Genomic DNA, 19,329 nt, shown 5'->3' on the forward strand with positions numbered 1-19,329 from the left:
CATTACCGCACAACGCTTCTATACAAAGTGACCAGGTATGGACACTTTCTTGTACATGCCGTTACCTTTCCGGCATTTAACGATATGGTTTACTTTGATTACTTTTCCTTTGGCGACTGTAACCTCCGGAATAGCTTTATGATATCGGAAATTGTGCGGTTCATCAATGGATTGGTTTTCTTGAAAGAGGAACAGATTATAGTCAGCACTGGCATGCGGTATTAATTCGCCTTTATACGGAGAAATTCCTGTCTTTCTTAACAGTTTTTTTGGTAAAGGCAGTTCTAATTCTGTTGCATCGACGAGGGTGAGATCAAGTTCAGGAGCAATAGACGGCCAGTCAACGGATTGCTGCCTGTGAGTCCGTTTGGAGGATGAGAGCATCAAGAGCGGTATTTTTGTCAGACTTTGGGCCTGATGAATCCATTCCCATTTTATCTTTTGCCCATCCTTGAGAGGGTCCTGCTCGACAAGAAGGAACGGAACTTTCTGCCTTCCGAAAAACCGAACCATTTCCGGGCGTATTTGGGACAATGGAATCCTTGGAACAATCATGTAATCAATCGGAGATTCTGTCAGCTTCTTCTGGAAAGAGGTGAAATTTCTTTTATAATCGCTGTGACTGCGTATCGGCAGTTGGCACAGTATCAAAGTGCATCCTCGATAAATAAACTTTTTTAGATTTATTTCCAAGGATGCTTGTTGGTAAAAAGGCTCTTCTATATCTAAATACACCTTTCCAGGACCAACCCAGAATTGTTTGGTATTCATTTCCCTTGCTGGTGCTTTATCGTTAATCCGGCGGGTGAATCTCCCGTTTTCCACCATCATGCTTTTTGACTGCCAGCCATCTTCGTCATACACATACTCATTGTAAAAATAATAAGCCCCCATGCTTGTACACCTCCTAACAGGATTTATACAAACTATGAGGGCAATAGGACAACTATGAGTGATCTGTTGTGACTTTTTCCAAGTGTTCAAAAAAAGCTGGATAGGAAATATTGATACAATCCGGGTTATTCAATGTTACTGGCCCATCTGTCACAAAGGAGGCAATGCCAGCCATCATGCCGATCCGGTGGTCTCCGTATGAATCCACTGTTCCACCGTGCAGGGGCGTTTTCCCTTTAATGACCATCCCGTCTTCGGTAACTTCCACTTTTGCTCCTAACGCCTGAAGCGTTTTGGCAACAGCAGCAATTCTGTCCGTTTCTTTATAACGCAGTTCTTCCGCATTTCGGATATGTGTTTCTCCTTCTGCCTGGGTAGCCAACAAAGCCACAATCGGCAATTCATCAATTAAACGCGGAATTACTTCGCCGGCAATGATGGTGCCTTTCAACGGAGCATAGTCGATCCGGATATCACCAAAAGCCTCTCCGCCATTCCGTTTTTCATCAAGAATCGTGATTTCTGCACCCATGCTTGTAAGGACATCAAGTATCCCGGTTCTCGTCGGATTTAGTCCAACCCGCTTGAGAACGAGTGAACTTCCTGGGACTAAAGCCGCCGCAACAGCAAAAAAAGCAGCAGAAGAAATGTCGCCGGGAACTTCCACGTTTGTGCCTTTCAGTTTTTGGCCCCCGTTAATCGATATCCGCTCACCTTTGATATCAAGCGTGGCACCGAACCCGTTTAGCATGGTTTCTGTATGGTTTCTGGTTGCGGTTTTTTCGATTACGGTGGTTCTTCCGTCTGCCTGTAAGCCTGCTAACAAAACGCAGGATTTCACCTGGGCACTTTTTACAGGCGGTTCATAGTCAATAGATTGAAGCTTTCCTCCCCTGACCGCCAGGGGCAATAGTCTACCGCCTGTCCTCCCGTCAATTTCTGCACCCATTTGTTTTAGTGGCACTGTCACCCGATCCATTGGACGGCGGGATAAAGAATCATCTCCGTACAAAACAAAATGATAAGGCAGTCCGGCTAGAACTCCTATGAGGAGACGGGCAGTTGTTCCCGAGTTTCCTAAGTTGATAGGCTGGGAAGGTTCTTGGAGCGCATCCTTCCCCTTCCCGTATACAATGATTTTTTCTTCGTTCACCTCAATGTGTACACCCATCGCTCGAAAAGCATCAATAGTCCTTAAACAATCCTCTCCCTGCAAGAAGTTGGTTATTTCTGTAACTCCTTCGGCTAGTGAACCGAAAATCACAGCACGATGAGAAATCGATTTATCTCCTGGAACTGCCAATTCTCCAGTCAGCGGAGAGTGGGCAGAATGGAAAGTTCGCTGAGCCATTTTCTCTTCTCCTTTTACTCTTGTATGGTGGTTTCGTAACCTTTTCCTGATAAAATCCGATCACTATCCTGCTGTGATTTTTTATCAGGGAAACTTAAGCGAAGAACCCCTGTTATTCCTTCGCGAATTTCCAGTATCTCGATATTGTTTATACTGATTTGACTAGAGGCCAGTAGTTCTACTACCTTCAGCAAGGCTCCCGGTTGATCGCGAATATCGACATAAAGATCGTAAAAGGCAGGGATCGCTCCTTTTTTCTTAGGTGCCAGTCCGTCGCGGTACTCCTTCGCCTGTTCTAAATAATCATACATCGTTTCCCGGTCACCATTCTCCAGCAGTTCCTTCAGCGAGCTCATTTCAGATATCCAGTCCTCCAGCAAACCGGCCATACCCTGACGATTGTGAAAAAAGATGTCCTGCCACATCTCGGGATTGCTGGATGCAATCCGAGTGATATCCCGGAAACCGCCGGCAGCAAGTTTCGGTATATACGGATGTGTTTCCTGCCAGTTCTTGGCTTGGTGGACAAGCGAAGATGCAATCAGGTGAGGGAAATGCGAGATAACGCTCGTCATTTCATCATGCTCCACCGGATTCAATATCATGAAATTGCTTTTTGTTGCCTGCAACAAGGCTTGCAGCTCTTCTACCACGTCATCTGTACAGTTATACATTGGCGACAAGACGTATATGGCATTTTCGAATAGATGGACTCTCGCAGCCTCGATCCCTTTCTTATGCGAACCGGCCATGGGATGGCCACCAATGAATCGAATGAACGGAGAAGTCAGTGACTGGGCCGCCTCCATAATCGGGCGTTTCACCGAAGAAACGTCTGATACAATCACTTGTTTATCCAATGAAAAAGTATTTAGCTGCTGCATTAGATGGACCGTTTTCGAAACCGGAGCTGCCAAAATAATGTAATCGGCCATTTGGGCAGCCTTTTCAAAATCCTCCAGTCCTTCCTCTACAATGCCATTAAGGATGCAATATTCTAATACAGAAGAGTCGATATCGTAGCCGATTATACGGTGCTTGCCAGCCTGCTTAATAGATAATGCAATAGAACCACCGATCAATCCTAGACCGGCGACCAGGACTGTTTTGTTCACTGTATCTTCCCTTCCTTTAAGGAAGTCAGATATTCACTGATATGCGACTCGAGTTCTATCATATCTTCCAGATTGCCGATGGTCACCCGGATTCCATTTGGATGGCCCAGAGCCTCTCCAGAACGGACAATGAATCCTTTGCTCAGTAAATGTTCAAACATCTCATCACCACTTACTGGCAACTTGACGAAAAGGAAATTGGTCTGTGAATCATAGTATTCTAGACCCTCTTGGTCACAGAAGGCCATAAACTTTCGTTTATTTTCTGAATTTTTTTCAATAGATTCCCGTAAAAACCGGTCATCTTCCAAGGCAAGCAGAGCTGCTTTTTGAGCGGTGGATGTTGTATTGAAAGGTCCTCTGGTAATATTCAGCAGCATGGCGATCTCCTTGCTGGCAATGCCATATCCAATACGTAATCCTGCCAGCCCATACGCCTTGGAAAAAGTTCTCAGCACAATCAGATTAGCGTATGTTTCCAGTGCTTTGACTGAATCTGGAGCTCCATCTGTTTCGATATATTCATAGTAGGCTTCATCCACTACGACAAGGACATGGTCGGGACATTTCTCCATTACAAAACGGAAATCTTCCTTATTAATTAATGAACCTGTTGGATTATTCGGAGAACAAAGCCATAAAATCTTGGTCTCGTCATCGACTCGGTTCAGCATTCCCTGCAGATCATGATACCCATTCACTAATGGTACCTCCCGAACTTCGGCACCCTCAATCAGGGCATTGTGTTTATATTGCGGAAAAGTCGGATGAGCCATCACTGTATTTGTTCCTTCATCCAGGTAGGTTCGACAAATGATCTCCACTATTTCATCAGAACCGCAGCCAAAGATCAGCTGTTCGCCATCAATGCCAAGCCTTTCTGCCAAACTGGCACGTAGAACAGTGGAGTAACCATCCGGGTATATTTCCAGACTTTTGATTAGTTCGGGTAAGGCCTGTTCGACTTTTGGCGAGAAACCAAATGGGTTCTCGTTTGAAGCAAGCTTGATTATTTTCTCGAGTCCATATTCCGCCTTCACATCTTCTATTTGTTTACCTGGTTTGTAGGGTGCCATCCCTTTAAATACCTTTTTTGCTAACATTACTCCGTCCCCTCTCTAACGCGACAAATCTGGTCTCAACTGCACCGCCTGATTATGATAAATATGTTGAACTTCTTCCTGACGAGTATGACTGTTAACAGTCATCATAACACGAATGCATTTTGGAAGACTATTTGGAACTTCTATTTCTTTCATACACATGACCGGCACATACTTCCATCCGTTTATTTCGCGAAGTGCTTTGGCGGGAAAGCTTGCATTAATATCCGCTGTAGCAGATATCAGCACAGTTGCAATCTCATCTGGTGAAATCTTATTGACCTCCGCCATTTCCATGACCAGTTCCTTTGTATTAGCAACAATCTCATTTGCGTCATTTTCCGTTACTGTTGTAGCTCCCCTGATTCCTCTGATCAATTCATCACCAACTCTCTAAAAAAATCATTTGCAATCTCGAGTAGTAATTCATCATTTACTTCCCGTACTTCAAGCTGCCCTATTTTTTTCAACAATACCATTTGTATTCGTTGGTTTCTTGATTTTTTGTCAATCTTCATGCGATTCACCAGTCTCACCGTGTCAATATCTTGAAATTCCATTGGGTAATGATTTTTTTTCAGCCAGTCGTGCAGCTTGTTTATCGGCAAAGTGTTGCCAAAAACAAACTCACTCACTTTCATCGCAAAAAGCATTCCTATCGCAACTGCTTCACCATGGGTAATGCGACCATAACCGAGTTCTGCCTCCAGTGCGTGACCAAGCGTATGACCAAAATTCAAGTATTGTCTGATTCCGTTTTCCTTTTCATCTTTTTCGACAATATCTGCTTTTACTTGTATTCCTTTAAGCAAATGTTCCGTCAATATGGAATTGGAAAGCTTGTGGATACCGCCTTGTGCCAGGACACTCTCATAATAGGCTTCATCGCTGATCAACCCATGCTTGACGACCTCTGCATAACCGGAACGGACCTCCTGCTCTGGAAGGGTGTATAGCGTTTCAACATCATAGATGACTGCCTCGGGTGGATAAAAGCTTCCGATCAAATTCTTCCCTTCCGGGTGGTTGATGGCGACCTTTCCTCCGACACTGCTGTCATGTGCAAGTATTGTTGTCGGTACTTGGACATAATCAATCCCCCTCATATAAGTGGCAGCAACGAATCCAGCCAGATCCCCTACAACCCCACCGCCAAGTGCTATGATTAAAGAATGGCGATCTAGCTGACGCTGAATGCATTCGGTTATCAAATCAAAATAAACGTCTTTGCTTTTTGATGCTTCTCCAGCGGGAACAATGGAAGTAAAAACGCTTTGGTCCTCCTCAAAAGCCGTTTTTACATCTTCCAGATAAAGATCGGCAACAGAGCTATCCGTCACAATCATGATGGTCTGGTATTCTTTTGGGAGAAAGGAAGGAAGTTTATGCCTGATTTTTTCTCCGATGTGCACGTCATATTGATTGGTGTTTGTTTCAATGGTGATTGAATTCATTTTAAAAATCCCTGATTTCTTTCCGATAAGATTCCAGCGCTTCTTTCAGTTTAGGGAACTGATCGTGAGGAAACTGTTCCAACAGCCCTTTCGCCAATTCGAAAGCCACAACATGTTCCATTACAACAGACGCAGCAGGTACTGCACACGCGTCCGACCGCTCGATGCTAGCAGAAAAAGGTTCTTTTGAGTCGATATCTACACTTTGCAGCGGCTTATAAAGCGTAGGAATCGGCTTCATTACTCCTTTTACGACGATTGGCATGCCAGTGGTCATGCCACCTTCAAAACCTCCCAAGCGGTTTGTTTTGCGGTAATAGCCTCTTTCTTTTTCCCAAGCAATTTCATCGTGTACTTCACTTCCATTTCTTCGTGCAGCTTCAAATCCGATACCAAATTCAACGCCTTTAAAGGCATTGATACTGGCAACACTACCGGCGATTCGTCCATCAAGTTTGCGATCATAATGGACATAAGAACCAACTCCTGCCGGCATTCCTTCCACGTATACTTCGCATACTCCACCGATGGAATCTCCCTCTTTTTTCGCCTGGTCGATTGCATCCATCATTTGACGGCCGGCATTTTCATCCAGACAGTGTACTGGTGATTGTTCTGAAATTCGCTTTCGTTCTTCCATTGTAAGATTTGGTTTGTCTTGCGCTTTGATTCCAGCTATTTCCCGAACATAGCCAACCACTTGGATATCCAACTCGGCAAGCAGCGTCTTCGCCACTGCCCCTGCTGCCACTCTGGCTGCTGTTTCCCTGGCAGAGGACCGCTCCAGTACATTCCTGATATCCCGGTGGCCATACTTCATCGCGCCGTTTAAATCTGCATGTCCCGGCCTCGGTCTGGTTACTGTCCGGCGTATTTTCTGTCCTTCCGGAAACGGATCTTCTCCCATAATATCTTCCCAGTGCTTAAAATCATCATTATGTATTACCATTGCTATTGGGGAACCCAGGGTATACCCGTGGCGTACGCCGCCTGCTATTTCAACCAGGTCTTTTTCAATTTGCATCCGCTTACCTCTGCCATGCCCTTTTTGTCTGCGCAATAACGATTCATTGATATTTTCTTTCGTTAAAGGAAGCTGGGCAGGCAGCCCTTCGATGATGGTGGTTAATTGTTTGCCATGTGATTCTCCGGCGGTTAAATAGCGCATGAATATACCTCCATATACCATTAATTTTGTACTACTATATCATACCTTGTAATCCTTGTGGGCAGAAAAATATTCCGAAAACGCTTACAATTCTGTATTTGTTTATCCTTTTTTATCAAGAAGAAGTGGGGACATATCTAATCCACTTGTAAAATCGAACGATAACTGGATAGGAAGTAAGAAAGAACTTCCTTTCATTCAGGTGTTTATGGAGCGCTATTCATCGCTGCGGCAAAATAAGGTGTTCTGATTTATGCGGTGATAAAAGATTCTCTGTAATAAAGATGCAGAATACTTATAAAGTTGTCCTCCAACCAGCAATCTAAAATGTGCTAGTGAGAACAATTTCCAGCAATATAGCTTATATATGGAAAGAATCCAGGCTTTCAAGCTTTTTAACCCATCATATACGACATCATTCCGAAGTTGCCATTTCACTAGAATCAAAGTGTTCCAAAATAACGGAGGCAAAGTACACCAGACTCCAGAAGGGCGCGATCTGAAGATCCACTTGGTAAAGGGATTTTCTTTACCAAGTTAGCTGAAACCGTTCCTGAAGAAAGCCTTGTATCTTAATGTAGTAATGCGAAGCACTCATCAAACAACAGTATAAAAGGAAATTTTCTAAGGAGTTTACCTGATATGAAAGACAAAAAACCGAACGAATTCGAATGCTTACCATTTCGAATATCGCTCGGTTCTTGCTTTGGTCACCATATTGTTTTCCAGCTACTTCTCTAGAACCATTACTGCTTTTGATAAAAGAAATTGTCGATGACGCGCAAATCGTATTGTTGGGGCTGGAATATCTGCTCTGTACTGCCCACAAAAAACACGCCGTCCTTGTTTAACGATTTGCTGAAATTTTGATAGACAGTTTGCTTTGCTTCCTCGGTGAAATAGATTAGCACATTTCTGCAGACAATCAAGTCCAGACTTTGTTCAAATGGATCAGACAACAGATTATGTTTTTTAAATTGAACCAATCGCTTTATCGAATCATCTACACGAAACAAAGGTCCATCCTGATGGAAGTATTGTTTCTTCACCGCTTGCGGAACTTCCTTTAACGACCGTTCCGGATAAATGCCTTTTCTGGCTCTTTCCAATACTGCTTCATCTAGGTCTGTAGCAATAATGGTAATATTTTCAGGGTCCATATACTGGCGGAGAATCATGGCAATCGTGTAGGGTTCCTCTCCCGTCGAACAAGCAGCACTCCAAACCTTAAGCTTTCTTTTCTTTTTTAACAGGGAAGGAAGAATTTTTTTCTCAAGTACTTCCCACCTTGGATAATTTCTGTAAAATTCTGAAACGTTAATCGTGACCCTGTCCAAAAATTCCTTAAAAATCGTATGATCTGCGGACATGGCGTGATAATAGGAGACAAAATCCTTAAAGCCCCGTTTCTCCCTTAGGGTGTTCAAACGTCTTTTCATCTGTACTTCTTTATAAAGATGTAAATTCAAACCCGTTTTCTTATGTATCAAAGCAGTGAATTCCTGATAGTCTGTCATTCAACTTTCTCCTCTTCTTGCACCTATGATAATTATTATCCTAATGAATTTTAGTAGATAAGTAAACAAAAAACAGTAAATTATGCAGAAAAACGGAAAATTAGATAAGGAGAAGTAACGATAGCAGTCATAAATGGAATGTAATCATTCCACTTTGATTCTTGATACAACACATTGAAAAGAAAAACTCACTAGAATCGAAGTATTCCTAAAGTTTAAGACCTCGAGGGGGTAGGCGCTGGAGCTGGACACAGAAATGCGGAAGCGCCTTGCTCACCCCCGACAAGCTTAAGCAAAGCCTCGGAGTGGTGTTTTTGCCACACAGAGGCTTTGCTTAAGACCTCGAGGGGGTAGGCGCTGGAGCTGGACAGCATCACATCAAAATTTTATAAGTTATGATGGTACAGCAAAAACCGAACGAATTAGTGTATCGTTCGGTTTTTCTTTCAGCCGCTAAACTTTTATCCCGGCCGCTTTACAAACTAGTATAACCAGTTCTTATTCATTTTTTCATATTGCAATAGTTCCTGTTCCTCGAAAAACAAATTAATCTCACGCTCCGCACTTTCCGAAGAATCAGAACCGTGAATGACATTCTTGCCGACCGAAATACCGTAATCTCCTCTTATTGTACCAGGTGAAGCTTCTTGAGGATTCGTTTTACCCATCATTTGCCTGGCTGCAGCAATCACATTATCGCCTTCCCACACCATTGCAAAAACCGGGGATGATGTGATGAAGGAAACCAGTTCATCATAAAACGGTTTTCCCTTGTGTTCTCCATAATGCTCTCCGGCTAGCTCGTCACTAATTTGCATTAATTTTGCAGCCTTTAACTGATACCCCTTCTTTTCAAACCTTTCGACAATAGTGCCGATTAAATTTCGCTGTACTCCATCAGGTTTAACCATAACAAAAGTTTTTTCCATTACTTCCACCTCTTCGCGATAATTTAGTATGTATGAAAGCGCTAACCTAGTAAAGTCTATCAAATTTTTGCCATAATTACAATCGCTATTAAGATTTCCGCTTGCCGATATATTTTGCTATATCCTTCAGCGTCTGTTTAGCTTTAATATCCGGAAGTTCATCAAGTGACTGATAAGCCTTCAGTAAATATTTCTCACTCAAATCATAGGATCTTTCAATGGCTCCAGAAGCTTTGATTCTATCGATAAACGGGCGTATGTCACGGTTAGTCAATCGTGAAGGATCGTCAAACAATGTTTTCAATTCGGTCCGAAAAAGCGGGTCTTCCATCGCATAAAACACCGGCAGCGTAAGATTACCTTGGAGTAAATCACTGCCAGCCGGTTTCCCAAGCTCTTTTTCAGTAGCAGTAAAATCAAGAATGTCGTCGATAATCTGATAGGACATTCCAATGTGGTAACCATAACGGTATAGAGCTTTTTCATAGGGTTCCGGTACCTCTGCCGCAATAGCCCCGAGCCGGCAGCTTGATGAAATCAACAGCGCGGTCTTTCGCTTGATCCGGCGCAAATAATTTCGGACATTTTGGTTCACAACGTATTTATCACGTATCTGTTCGACTTCTCCAATGCATAGTTCGACGATGGTTTCAGACAACTGTTTATGAGCCCGCGGCTTTTCCAAAGATGTCAAATACTCAAGCGAACGAGCAAATATGTAATCGCCTGTGTACATTGCCACACGGTTGTCCCACTTTGATTTAACGGTTGGCTCCCCACGACGCAGTTCGGATTCATCGATAACATCGTCATGGACGAGAGAAGCCATATGTATTAATTCCATCGACACAGCAATTGTCTTCATTCGCTCGATATCATAATGTCCGAACTTGGCAGCCAGCAATACGAATACAGGACGGAGACGTTTCCCGCCGGCCTGTAGCAATTGCTGGGATGCATCCCTCAGGACCGGGTGTTTTGCTTGGATGGTCTTGTCGAGAGCTTTTTCGATTTGATCCAAATCTTGTTTTAAATAAGAATAGGTCATTGCTAATTTCATGTTGGTCACCTTTGCATTAAGTTTGAGATGGCTTTTCTCCCATATGCATAGCGGCTACTCCACCTGTATAGCCTTTCATTTGCACATTTGTCATTCCAGCATCCAAAAACATGGAACGCAATTCCTGCTTTCCTGGAAAATCTTTTGCTGACTCATGAAGCCAAGAGTACTCCTCATAGCTTTTAGCAAACATCCTGCCAAACAAGGGCATGATAAAGCGGAAGTAAAAGTAATAGACTTGCCGGAAGCCAGGGGCAGTGGGCTGGGATGTTTCCAGGCAAACCACCTTACCGCCGGGCTTTACTACTCTCGTCATCTCTTTCAACACTTGCATATAGTCAGGTACATTGCGTAACCCAAAACCAATGGTTACAAAATCAAAGCTGCTATCATCAAAAGGAAGCTCCATGGCATTTCCGTGAACAAATTCCAACTGCTCAATGTGTTGTTCCTGTTGTTTCGTCCTGCCGACTGAAAGCATGTTTTTACTGAAATCCAGACCGACAACTTTGCCTGTCTCTCCTACAGCGTCGGCTAAAGCCAAGGACCAATCCCCCGTACCGCAACAGACATCCAGCGCTGCGTCTCCTTCTTGGACATCCATTCGCTTCATAACATCCTTACGCCATGCTTTGTGCCTTTGAAAAGAGATGATGGAATTCATGACATCATACCGGTTATATATTTTTTCAAAAACGTGGTGAACACGCTCTTCTTTTGTTTGCTGATTCATTGCGGTCAACCTTCCTCCACAATTTGTGAATTGTTCCCCAAATAGTCGTAAATGATTTTATTCGTATAAGTCTTCAGTGATTGAAAGTGGACTGGAAGCTGGGATACGGTTTCTTCCACTCTTGAAAAACTAAGCTGGATGAATTGCTCAACAGTGTTGACGATTTGATTATAGTGGACATTGTGTGCAGGTCCTTTTGTCAGCAAGTCAAAAACAGGTGAATGTTCCTGTTGAAGGTAACTATGTTTTTCCTTTATCAGTTTTCTCGTCAGGAGCCAATTGCCCGTAAACTCATTGACGGCAGAGCGTTCAAAAAATTCGGCAACACGTCGGATCAGTAACGACTCAATTTGCTTCAATGCATCCATGAATTCCTCAATCGATTCAAATTCTTTATAATAGACTGTCATCTTTAGTTCATTGATTTCCTTTATGGCAGATGCCAGTGTGTGAATCATTGCTATATCATCCAGTTGGGATAAAAAATAATAATATAAACCGCTGAAATAATCGCCGGCAAGTACTGTAAGCTGCCTTTGCTTCTTCGTTTGGTCGGTTTCGTTTTTCTCCTCATGCTTAGCTACTAAATCATGGGTGTCCAATGCTATTTGTACTAACATGACTGTTATTATGTAATTTTTCTTCTTCGTTTCCGAATAGGAGGTGTTTTTGACGATAGAGGACAGAATGTATAATTTATCTTCATCGATGACGGGCTTTTGAATATACTTCTCCAAATAGGAATGCTGTATCTTCTTTTCAATCGCTTCTTTCAATTCCCCAAGCGGTAAATTCGATGTTTTCAAAGTGATCACCCCAAGCCCTTTCATGCATATTCCCGATCTTGTCTAATCTATAGTATAACATAACTCCGCCAGGTTATCGCCTAAAGCACATCGGCGATTGGATGAGTCAGGAAAGCAGCTTCAAATTAAGCAAAAATAAAAAGGGTGCTTTAAATCGCACCCTTTTTGCCCTTATGTAAATTATTTTACATTATCTTTCAGGGCTTTACCCGGTTTGAAAGCAGGAACCTTGCTTGCAGGGATTTCAATTTCATCTCCTGTTTGAGGGTTGCGTCCTTTACGAGCAGCACGTTCGCGCACCTCAAAGTTTCCGAAACCAATCAATTGTACTTTCTCACCGTCTTTAAGTGAATCCATGATAGATTCAAAAACTGCGTCTACAGCTTTTGTAGCATCTTTTTTAGAAAGATCGCTTTTTTCTGCGACTGTGTTAATTAGTTCAGTTTTGTTCATGACATTCACCTCCTCCCAATCTTTACTTACCTGTTTCGAACAATGAAGTCATACTTCCATTTGTTCACATTTATTAAGTATTTTATACCTCCGTCACCTGTTAAAAAGATGACATGGCTTATAATAACCGAGTTTTCAAGGAAATTCAACAATAATCAGCAACTTTATTCAATTTTTGTTTAGATTTCCTATAATTATTAAGCCCGGGCATATTTGGATAGTATCACAGTTGAATACTGTCAGCAAGCTGTTTTAGGGCTTTGATAGAAAAAAATCAACAGATTCGTGAAATTAATTGATTTTTTTAGCATAATACATGCAATTGGTTGATAGAAAGGTGCATGGTCATTTGTTTTTTCATCCTGTCCTATGACTCCTTTTCTTCTCCTGAAGTTTTATGGCGGTAAAATAAGCACCTCCTGCATAGGAGTAAGCCCGACGATTGGAACCCATAAGATGTTAGAAGCAACCAAAGAAAGGAGTGTATCCATGTGGATTTTTTCCGTAAAAACAAAAAAGCGGCCTTGAGCAAGCCGCTAAAGAATGATCGCTATTAGTCCGCCGGAACCTTCATTGATGATACGTTCCAGTGTTTCTTTTAATTTATACCGGGCATTCTCCGGCATAAGGGATAATTTCGCTTGTATTCCCTCTCGCACAATGGAGCTCAAGGATCTTCCAAAGATGTCCGATTCCCAAATGGACAAAGGATCTTCCTCGAAATCCTGCATTAGATATCGCACCAATTCCTCGCTCTGTTTTTCCGTACCGATAATCGGCGCAAATTCTGATTCTACATCCACCTTGATCATGTGTATCGATGGTGCAACTGCTTTCAGTCGAACACCGAAACGGGAACCCTGTCGGATGATTTCCGGTTCATCAAGCACCATATCCTGCAGGGTTGGAGCAGCGACGCCGTAACCGGTTTGTTTGACCATTTGCAACGCTTCTGCAACCTGATCATATTCTCGCTTGGCATTTGCAAAGTCCTGCATCAGTTCAAGGAGATGGTCTTTCCCTCTGATCTCCTCTCCAACAATCTCTTTTAACACTTGATCATATAAGTGATCGGGTGCCTGTAAGTCAATTTCTGCTACCCCTTCACCCATTTCCATTCCAGCTAACTTCGCATCGTCAATATAGTCGTATTCACTGAAGTTCCCGACTACTCGATCGACGTCTCTCAACCTTTTTATGTCCCTGACTGTTTCCTGTATGGCAGATTGATAATTTTCCCGAAGCCAGTGATCTTCGTTCAAAACCATTACCCAGCTCGGAAGGTTCACATTGACTTCGAGAACAGGAAATTCATACAGTGCTTCCCGTAACACGTTGTAAACATCGTGTTCTTCCATGCTTTCCACACTCATGGCCAAAACCGGTATATCGTATTTTTCCGTTAACTCCTGCCGCAAAAGTTCTGTATCCTGTTTATAAGGCTGGACAGAGTTGATGACCATGATAAACGGTTTGCCTACTTCTTTTAACTCATCTACTACTCTCGCTTCGGACTCTAAATAATCTTCCCGGGGAATATCACCAATCGTTCCGTCAGTGGTGACGACCACTCCGATGGTTGAATGTTCTTGAATGACTTTCCTGGTACCAATTTCTGCTGCATCGTGAAACGGGATTGGCTCTTCATACCAAGGTGTGTTGATCATTCGTGGACCGTTTTCATCTTCAAAACCTTTGGCACCCTTCACCGTATAACCGACGCAATCGACGACCCTTACATTCACATCAAGACCCTCATCCACTTGAATCGATACAGCTTGATTCGGTACAAACTTAGGCTCGGTTGTCATAATGGTTTTCCCAGCTGCACTTTGCGGCAATTCATCCTGTGCTCTTGCTCTTTCCCCTTCATCCTGAATGTTTGGCAAAACAACGAGTTCCATAAACTTTTTAATGAAGGTCGACTTACCCGTTCGGACAGCACCCACTACTCCCAGGTAAATATCTCCATTGGTCCGTTTCGAGATATCTTTAAAAATATCTACTCTTTCCAAAAAATCCCCTCCCGGTCTACTTCGCCATAGTACGTTACGAATCTTTGACATTTAAATTCTATGACGTTGTCCTATCAAAATATGACTTGTTTAATTGAAAAAGTTGAAAATAAAAAGAAAGAAGAACATAAGGTTTTTGTTTCGGGTATTTCTTTCGGCAGAATTCCAAAGTTGGTATTGGGCAAGAACTCCTTGCCCGCACCCCAGCAGGGTTAAGACGATCCCTTGGTATAACTTTATGTTGCTTTGCTGAAGATTGTCTTAAGAACTTGAACTGCTGAAAGAACAGAGCATGCCACGCTGTCAAACTGTTAATTCTTGTCACCAGGCAGGAAAATGCAGCTTACTTTATGTAACATACAAAATCCCTTGCCACATTATATGCAGCAAGGGATAAATTATTCGAAAGCAATTTCACTCCGCAGTCGTTAATTCAGTTGTGAATACCGGCTCTTCCCCTTCAATCGTGTAAGGTAGCGAATATGCTGGAACGAAAGGTGTATTCTCCGGGAGAATATATCGGATATCATCCCCGTTTTCAAAGCTATGTTCATACGACTTAATCGCTTCATAAAGATCCGGGCGGTAATCGACATAGACTTCCCCGTTCACGTCCATCACAAGTGACAGATTCTTCTGCGAATAAGGGCTTTGAAGCTGTGGTTTTTCTTCCATGCCCAACTTGTCAAAGTTGATTTGATAAATCCCGTCGGCTATCTGTTCACCAAAGGGTGGATAAAGATGTTCATCCCGATACAAATCAACCTGCCTCCTGACCGTCCGCACTTGTTGGGCGATTCGCAAATCGATTAATTTGACCTGTGGGTTTTCTTCCGGATTTATCAACACATACTGATAAATGCCGCCATTTTCGAAAGCAGTTCCAGGGATACTGGAAATATAACCTCCTTGTTTGAGGGCTGTGAAATCAAGCAAGTATTTTTGAAAAATCGGGGTATCGCTAGGTTTTGTTTTTATCGGGACAAGGCCTTGGTTATCTTCTCTATACTGCGTGACAGCCTGCTGAATCGTTTGCAGTTGTACCTCGTTGGGTACCTGATTTTTCGTTAGTTGATCATTCGGATACAAGCAGCCACTCAGCAAAAGCGCCATAACCATTAAGCCTACAGCCATGAACCATTTCATTCCTAAATCCTCCTAAACAGCAAAGCGTGTAAAACAACAGAGACGCTCTGTTTCCTGTATATTCAATCAGCCTGTCGGCCCGCTAAAGACAATATAAAAAATAATCAATCCACCGACAACTAAAAATATGTAAGCAAGAAATGCCACTATTCCTGCAAAAATACCTTTTAATTTGTATCTACTAAGTAAAATTAAGCCAATAGCCAAGAACAAAAAAATAATTCCGCCAAAGGAAATATACATATTCAACATGGATTCTGACAATTTTTTCACTCCTCTACATACGATCGGACAAGACAAATATGCTTTAGATATTATAACATAATCCATTTTCGGCAGTTATGTAAAAAACAAATTTTTTATACAGAGAAAAAGTGCCTTCACCTAAGAAAAGGACAAAAGCGCAAGCGCCTGTTTAAAGGAGTACAGGCTAAAGCCGCCACGTCCTGTGGCAACGCCTGCATGACCCACATCGTTTGGGCCTCCGACAAGCTTAAGAACAGCCTCGGCGTGGCGCTTTTTGCCACACAGAGGGTGGGCTTAAGACCTCGAGGGGGTAGGCGCTGGAGCTGGACGTGGCTGGTTAGGCCAATAATGATCCACAGTCAATTAAATTTATAATTTTCTATAAAATAAAAAAACCGAGGTAGAAGGGGCAGAATCTACCTCGGTGCGACTAAATAATACCCATTGCGGCTCTAAAATGAATGCTTGTGCGATTTATATTATGCGAGCCTTATCCACTTTGTATCATCACTTTGCCCAGTCTCTGCTACTTTTTAAACAGCTTTCCAAGCGAATTCATATCTGCTGGCATTTTATTGCCGGTAATCGACTTGACGATTTTATCTTCTTTTTCTTTCGAAAGAGGCTTATCTGCCATTTTGGCTAATTGCTTGACCAGCCTTCGAACCGTTTTCTCATCTGAAAAGTCTGCGTTTTTTACAGATTCTGCTACTTTAAAAATTTGGTCAGGCTTGATATTGGAGTTTTGTTGGATCTGATCAAACATATTTTTCTGAAAGTCGCTCACGTGCATTCCTCCTTGCCTTCGTCTTCCCAACATTATATGCAAGGGGAGGAGCAGCGTGTTAACCAGAAATACGATTATTAAGAATTGCCGAAAGATCTTCCATTTCCTGACGCCTTACCCTCGTCATCAATTGGTCCACTACATCTCTTGGAACAGCATCTTCAAACAAAATACGGAACAAACCATCCGTTATCGGCATGTCGATTTCATGGGATTCTGCAAGCTGATGTGCAGCTTGTGTGGTCCGTACCCCTTCCACAACCATTCCCATATGATCCAACACATCATCAAGCTTTTTCCCTTTTCCTAACAAGTTTCCGGCTTTCCAATTCCTGCTGTGCACACTCGTACACGTAACAATCAAATCACCGACACCTGTTAACCCTAGAAATGTAAGTGGGTTTGCTCCCATCGATGTACCGAGTCTTGCGATTTCGGCCAAACCTCTGGTGATCAAAGCAGCTTTAGCATTATCCCCGTATCCCAGCCCATCAGAGATTCCTGCACCGAGAGCAATAATATTTTTCAGGGCTCCGCCTAACTCCACTCCAATCATATCGGGACTCGTATACACGCGCAAATTACCATTAATGAATAAATCTTGAACCTTTTTCGCCTCTTCAAGATTCTCAGAAGATGCTGTCAGTGTCGTCGGTTGTCTCTGACTTACTTCTTCTGCATGGCTTGGTCCTGAAAGCACGACGACTTTATCATATAACTGATTAGATAACTCTTCGTCGATCATTTCTGAAACCCGTTTAAAACTTCCCGGTTCTATACCTTTTGTTCCATGAGCAAGGGTGACCTGCTGATCGAGAACCTTGTTCAGTTGTCGGCAAACGTCTCTTATTGCTTTGGTCGGTACTACCAAAATGACGGTCGAAACATCATGCACAGCTTCAGCTAAATCATGAAAAGCTGTAATTCCTGATGGCAGCTGTACTCCTGGTAAGTAACGTTCGTTTTGTCGGGTTTCATTGATGGCAGCTGCATGGTTTTTTTTATGCGACCACAAGCGTACATCATGTTCATTATCGGCCAGCACCATGGCAAGCGCCGTTCCCCAGCTTCCAGCTCCTAATACAGCAATTTTTCCCACGGAATCTCCTCCTTATTTTCTACGTCTTGCGAAAATCTTTATTGGGGTGCCCTCAAATCCGAAGGCTTCTCTAATTCTGTTTTCTAAAAAGCGTTCGTAAGAGAAGTGCATTAATTCCGGATCGTTTACAAATACAACAAAGCTAGGCGGTTTGACAGCCACCTGAGTCGCATACAAAATCTTCAACCGCTGTCCTTTTACGGTCGGAGTTGGATTCATTGCCAGTGCATCCATGATGACATCATTTAATACATTGGTCTCTACACGCTTGGCATGATTTTCACTTGCTTCAAGAACGCGCGGAAGCAACGTGTGAATCCGCTTTTTCGTTTTCGCAGACAAGAATACAATCGGTGCATAGTCGAGAAATTGAAAATGGGCTCTGATTTGATCTTCAAATTCTTTCATCGCCTTTTCGCTTTTTTCCACGGTGTCCCACTTGTTGACGACGATGACGACGGCTTTTCCCGCTTCATGTGCATATCCGGCTATTTTTTTATCCTGTTCGATGATGCCGGTTTCCGCATCGATTAAAGTTAACACAACATCTGAACGTTCAATTGCCTTCAATGCACGTAAAATACTGTATTTTTCAGTAGTTTCGTAAATTTTCCCGCGTTTTCGCATTCCTGCAGTGTCGATGATTACGTAATCCCTGCCATCCTTCGTAAACGGTGTATCGACTGCATCCCGTGTGGTGCCAGCTATATCACTGACAATGACACGCTCTTGATTGAGCAGTGCATTCACCAGGGAGGACTTGCCGACATTCGGGCGGCCAATAAGACTAAAGTGGATAGTTAAATCATCTTCTTCCGCCTGTTCAAGCTCAGGGAAGTGTTTCACGACTTCATCAAGCAAATCACCTAAACCCAAACCGTGTGTTCCAGAAATCGGGAACGGTTCGCCAAATCCGAGCGAATAAAATTCATAAATTTGATCGCGCATTTCCGGATTATCTACTTTGTTGACTGCCAGTACGACAGGTTTATTCGATTTAAACAGCAACTTGGCCACTTCCTCATCGGCTGCTGTCATTCCTTCTCGACCATTCACCATAAAGATGATCACGTCTGCTTCATTGATGGCCACTTCTGCCTGCTCGCGCATTTGTACAAGCAGTGGTTCATCACCGATTTCGATTCCTCCGGTATCAATCAGGTTAAAGTTGGTAGTCAGCCACTCCGCCTGCGAATAAATACGATCTCTGGTTACGCCGGGTATATCTTCGACTATGGAAATTCTTTCTCCGACTAACCGGTTGAAAATGGTTGATTTTCCGACATTCGGTCGACCGACTATTGCTACAATTGATTTCCTCATGAAAGGTTCATCCTTTCTTTCTACTATAACTTCTATCATTCCATGTAAAACCGAAGGCTCTAACTTTTCTATTTTAGCAAATGAGGAATTTTTAAACAACGCTTTTTGGTACAACATGGCCTCCAGCCGA

Annotated in this window: 19 protein-coding genes; all 19 read right to left on the minus strand. The window is 42.9% G+C overall.

Translation table 11 applies throughout. The features are described 5' to 3' along the window. Window positions 1-18: 18 nt before the first annotated feature. The 19 genes from ERJ70_RS10335 to der all read right to left on the minus strand — a co-directional run bounded on the left by ERJ70_RS10335 (window position 19) and on the right by der (window position 19,199). Window positions 19-894, minus strand: a complete 876-nt coding sequence (locus ERJ70_RS10335; protein ID WP_209364819.1) for a hypothetical protein — start codon at window positions 892-894, stop codon at window positions 19-21. A gap of 52 nt (window positions 895-946) precedes the next feature. Next, a complete protein-coding gene (gene aroA / locus ERJ70_RS10340; RefSeq protein ID WP_209364820.1) occupies window positions 947-2,245 on the minus strand; it encodes a 3-phosphoshikimate 1-carboxyvinyltransferase in 1,299 nt (432 codons plus the stop codon). Between the two features lie 14 nt (window positions 2,246-2,259). Further along, entirely contained in the window at window positions 2,260-3,360 is a 1,101-nt protein-coding gene (locus tag ERJ70_RS10345) for a prephenate dehydrogenase (RefSeq protein ID WP_209364821.1), read from the minus strand. Next, a complete protein-coding gene (gene hisC / locus ERJ70_RS10350; protein ID WP_209364822.1) occupies window positions 3,357-4,463 on the minus strand; it encodes a histidinol-phosphate transaminase in 1,107 nt (368 codons plus the stop codon). The genes ERJ70_RS10345 and hisC overlap by 4 nt, the downstream gene beginning before the upstream one ends. A gap of 15 nt (window positions 4,464-4,478) precedes the next feature. Next, window positions 4,479-4,841 (minus strand): chorismate mutase, encoded by a 363-nt coding sequence (gene aroH / locus ERJ70_RS10355; protein ID WP_209364823.1) that lies wholly within the window; start codon window positions 4,839-4,841, stop codon window positions 4,479-4,481. Beyond that, the gene (gene aroB / locus ERJ70_RS10360; protein WP_209364824.1) at window positions 4,838-5,917 is read right to left on the minus strand and encodes a 3-dehydroquinate synthase; all 1,080 of its coding nucleotides are present in this window, start codon (window positions 5,915-5,917) and stop codon (window positions 4,838-4,840) included. Before aroB ends, aroH begins: the two co-directional genes overlap by 4 nt. A gap of 1 nt (window position 5,918) precedes the next feature. Further along, a complete protein-coding gene (gene aroC, locus ERJ70_RS10365) occupies window positions 5,919-7,085 on the minus strand; it encodes a chorismate synthase (protein ID WP_209364825.1) in 1,167 nt (388 codons plus the stop codon). Between the two features lie 746 nt (window positions 7,086-7,831). Continuing rightward, window positions 7,832-8,602 carry a CheR family methyltransferase gene (locus tag ERJ70_RS10370; RefSeq protein WP_209364826.1) on the minus strand — a complete coding sequence of 257 codons (771 nt, stop codon included), beginning with the start codon at window positions 8,600-8,602 and terminating at the stop codon, window positions 7,832-7,834. Window positions 8,603-9,084: 482 nt separating this feature from the next. After that, the gene (gene ndk / locus ERJ70_RS10375) at window positions 9,085-9,531 is read right to left on the minus strand and encodes a nucleoside-diphosphate kinase (protein ID WP_209364827.1); all 447 of its coding nucleotides are present in this window, start codon (window positions 9,529-9,531) and stop codon (window positions 9,085-9,087) included. 88 nt (window positions 9,532-9,619) lie between these two features. Continuing rightward, complete coding sequence (gene hepT / locus ERJ70_RS10380) at window positions 9,620-10,591, minus strand: heptaprenyl diphosphate synthase component II (RefSeq protein ID WP_209364828.1); 972 nt, start codon at window positions 10,589-10,591, stop codon at window positions 9,620-9,622. Between the two features lie 16 nt (window positions 10,592-10,607). After that, on the minus strand, window positions 10,608-11,324 hold the full coding sequence (gene menG / locus ERJ70_RS10385; RefSeq protein ID WP_209364829.1) for a demethylmenaquinone methyltransferase: 717 nt from the start codon (window positions 11,322-11,324) through the stop codon (window positions 10,608-10,610). A 5-nt stretch (window positions 11,325-11,329) separates the two neighbouring features. Next, window positions 11,330-12,139, minus strand: a complete 810-nt coding sequence (locus tag ERJ70_RS10390) for a heptaprenyl diphosphate synthase component 1 (RefSeq protein ID WP_209364830.1) — start codon at window positions 12,137-12,139, stop codon at window positions 11,330-11,332. Window positions 12,140-12,310: 171 nt separating this feature from the next. Further along, on the minus strand, window positions 12,311-12,583 hold the full coding sequence (gene hbs, locus ERJ70_RS10395) for a non-specific DNA-binding protein Hbs (RefSeq protein WP_035426707.1): 273 nt from the start codon (window positions 12,581-12,583) through the stop codon (window positions 12,311-12,313). A 536-nt stretch (window positions 12,584-13,119) separates the two neighbouring features. Beyond that, window positions 13,120-14,598 carry a stage IV sporulation protein A gene (gene spoIVA / locus ERJ70_RS10400; RefSeq protein WP_209364831.1) on the minus strand — a complete coding sequence of 493 codons (1,479 nt, stop codon included), beginning with the start codon at window positions 14,596-14,598 and terminating at the stop codon, window positions 13,120-13,122. 414 nt (window positions 14,599-15,012) lie between these two features. Then, window positions 15,013-15,744: a YphF family lipoprotein gene (locus ERJ70_RS10405; RefSeq protein WP_209364832.1), complete on the minus strand. Its 732-nt coding sequence runs from the start codon at window positions 15,742-15,744 to the stop codon at window positions 15,013-15,015. A 66-nt stretch (window positions 15,745-15,810) separates the two neighbouring features. Continuing rightward, complete coding sequence (locus tag ERJ70_RS10410) at window positions 15,811-16,008, minus strand: DUF2768 domain-containing protein (RefSeq protein ID WP_209364833.1); 198 nt, start codon at window positions 16,006-16,008, stop codon at window positions 15,811-15,813. A gap of 508 nt (window positions 16,009-16,516) precedes the next feature. Beyond that, window positions 16,517-16,777, minus strand: a complete 261-nt coding sequence (locus ERJ70_RS10415; protein ID WP_209364834.1) for a stage VI sporulation protein F — start codon at window positions 16,775-16,777, stop codon at window positions 16,517-16,519. Window positions 16,778-16,835: 58 nt separating this feature from the next. Then, window positions 16,836-17,876, minus strand: a complete 1,041-nt coding sequence (locus tag ERJ70_RS10420; RefSeq protein WP_209364835.1) for an NAD(P)H-dependent glycerol-3-phosphate dehydrogenase — start codon at window positions 17,874-17,876, stop codon at window positions 16,836-16,838. A gap of 12 nt (window positions 17,877-17,888) precedes the next feature. Then, window positions 17,889-19,199, minus strand: a complete 1,311-nt coding sequence (der, locus tag ERJ70_RS10425) for a ribosome biogenesis GTPase Der (RefSeq protein ID WP_209364836.1) — start codon at window positions 19,197-19,199, stop codon at window positions 17,889-17,891. Window positions 19,200-19,329: the final 130 nt, after the last annotated feature.

This window comes from Sediminibacillus dalangtanensis, assembly GCF_017792025.1.
GTDB lineage: Bacteria > Bacillota > Bacilli > Bacillales > Amphibacillaceae > Sediminibacillus > Sediminibacillus dalangtanensis.

Coding starts and splice junctions, on each gene's coding strand:
- ERJ70_RS10335 (WP_209364819.1), bottom strand. CDS start 894: ATGGGGGCTTATTATTTTTACAATGAGTATGTGTATGACGAAGATGGC.
- aroA (WP_209364820.1), bottom strand. CDS start 2,245: ATGGCTCAGCGAACTTTCCATTCTGCCCACTCTCCGCTGACTGGAGAA.
- hisC (WP_209364822.1), bottom strand. CDS start 4,463: ATGTTAGCAAAAAAGGTATTTAAAGGGATGGCACCCTACAAACCAGGT.
- aroB (WP_209364824.1), bottom strand. CDS start 5,917: ATGAATTCAATCACCATTGAAACAAACACCAATCAATATGACGTGCAC.
- aroC (WP_209364825.1), bottom strand. CDS start 7,085: ATGCGCTATTTAACCGCCGGAGAATCACATGGCAAACAATTAACCACC.
- ERJ70_RS10370 (WP_209364826.1), bottom strand. CDS start 8,602: ATGACAGACTATCAGGAATTCACTGCTTTGATACATAAGAAAACGGGT.
- ndk (WP_209364827.1), bottom strand. CDS start 9,531: ATGGAAAAAACTTTTGTTATGGTTAAACCTGATGGAGTACAGCGAAAT.
- hepT (WP_209364828.1), bottom strand. CDS start 10,591: ATGAAATTAGCAATGACCTATTCTTATTTAAAACAAGATTTGGATCAA.
- menG (WP_209364829.1), bottom strand. CDS start 11,324: ATGAATCAGCAAACAAAAGAAGAGCGTGTTCACCACGTTTTTGAAAAA.
- hbs (WP_035426707.1), bottom strand. CDS start 12,583: ATGAACAAAACTGAACTAATTAACACAGTCGCAGAAAAAAGCGATCTT.
- ERJ70_RS10405 (WP_209364832.1), bottom strand. CDS start 15,744: ATGAAATGGTTCATGGCTGTAGGCTTAATGGTTATGGCGCTTTTGCTG.
- der (WP_209364836.1), bottom strand. CDS start 19,199: ATGAGGAAATCAATTGTAGCAATAGTCGGTCGACCGAATGTCGGAAAA.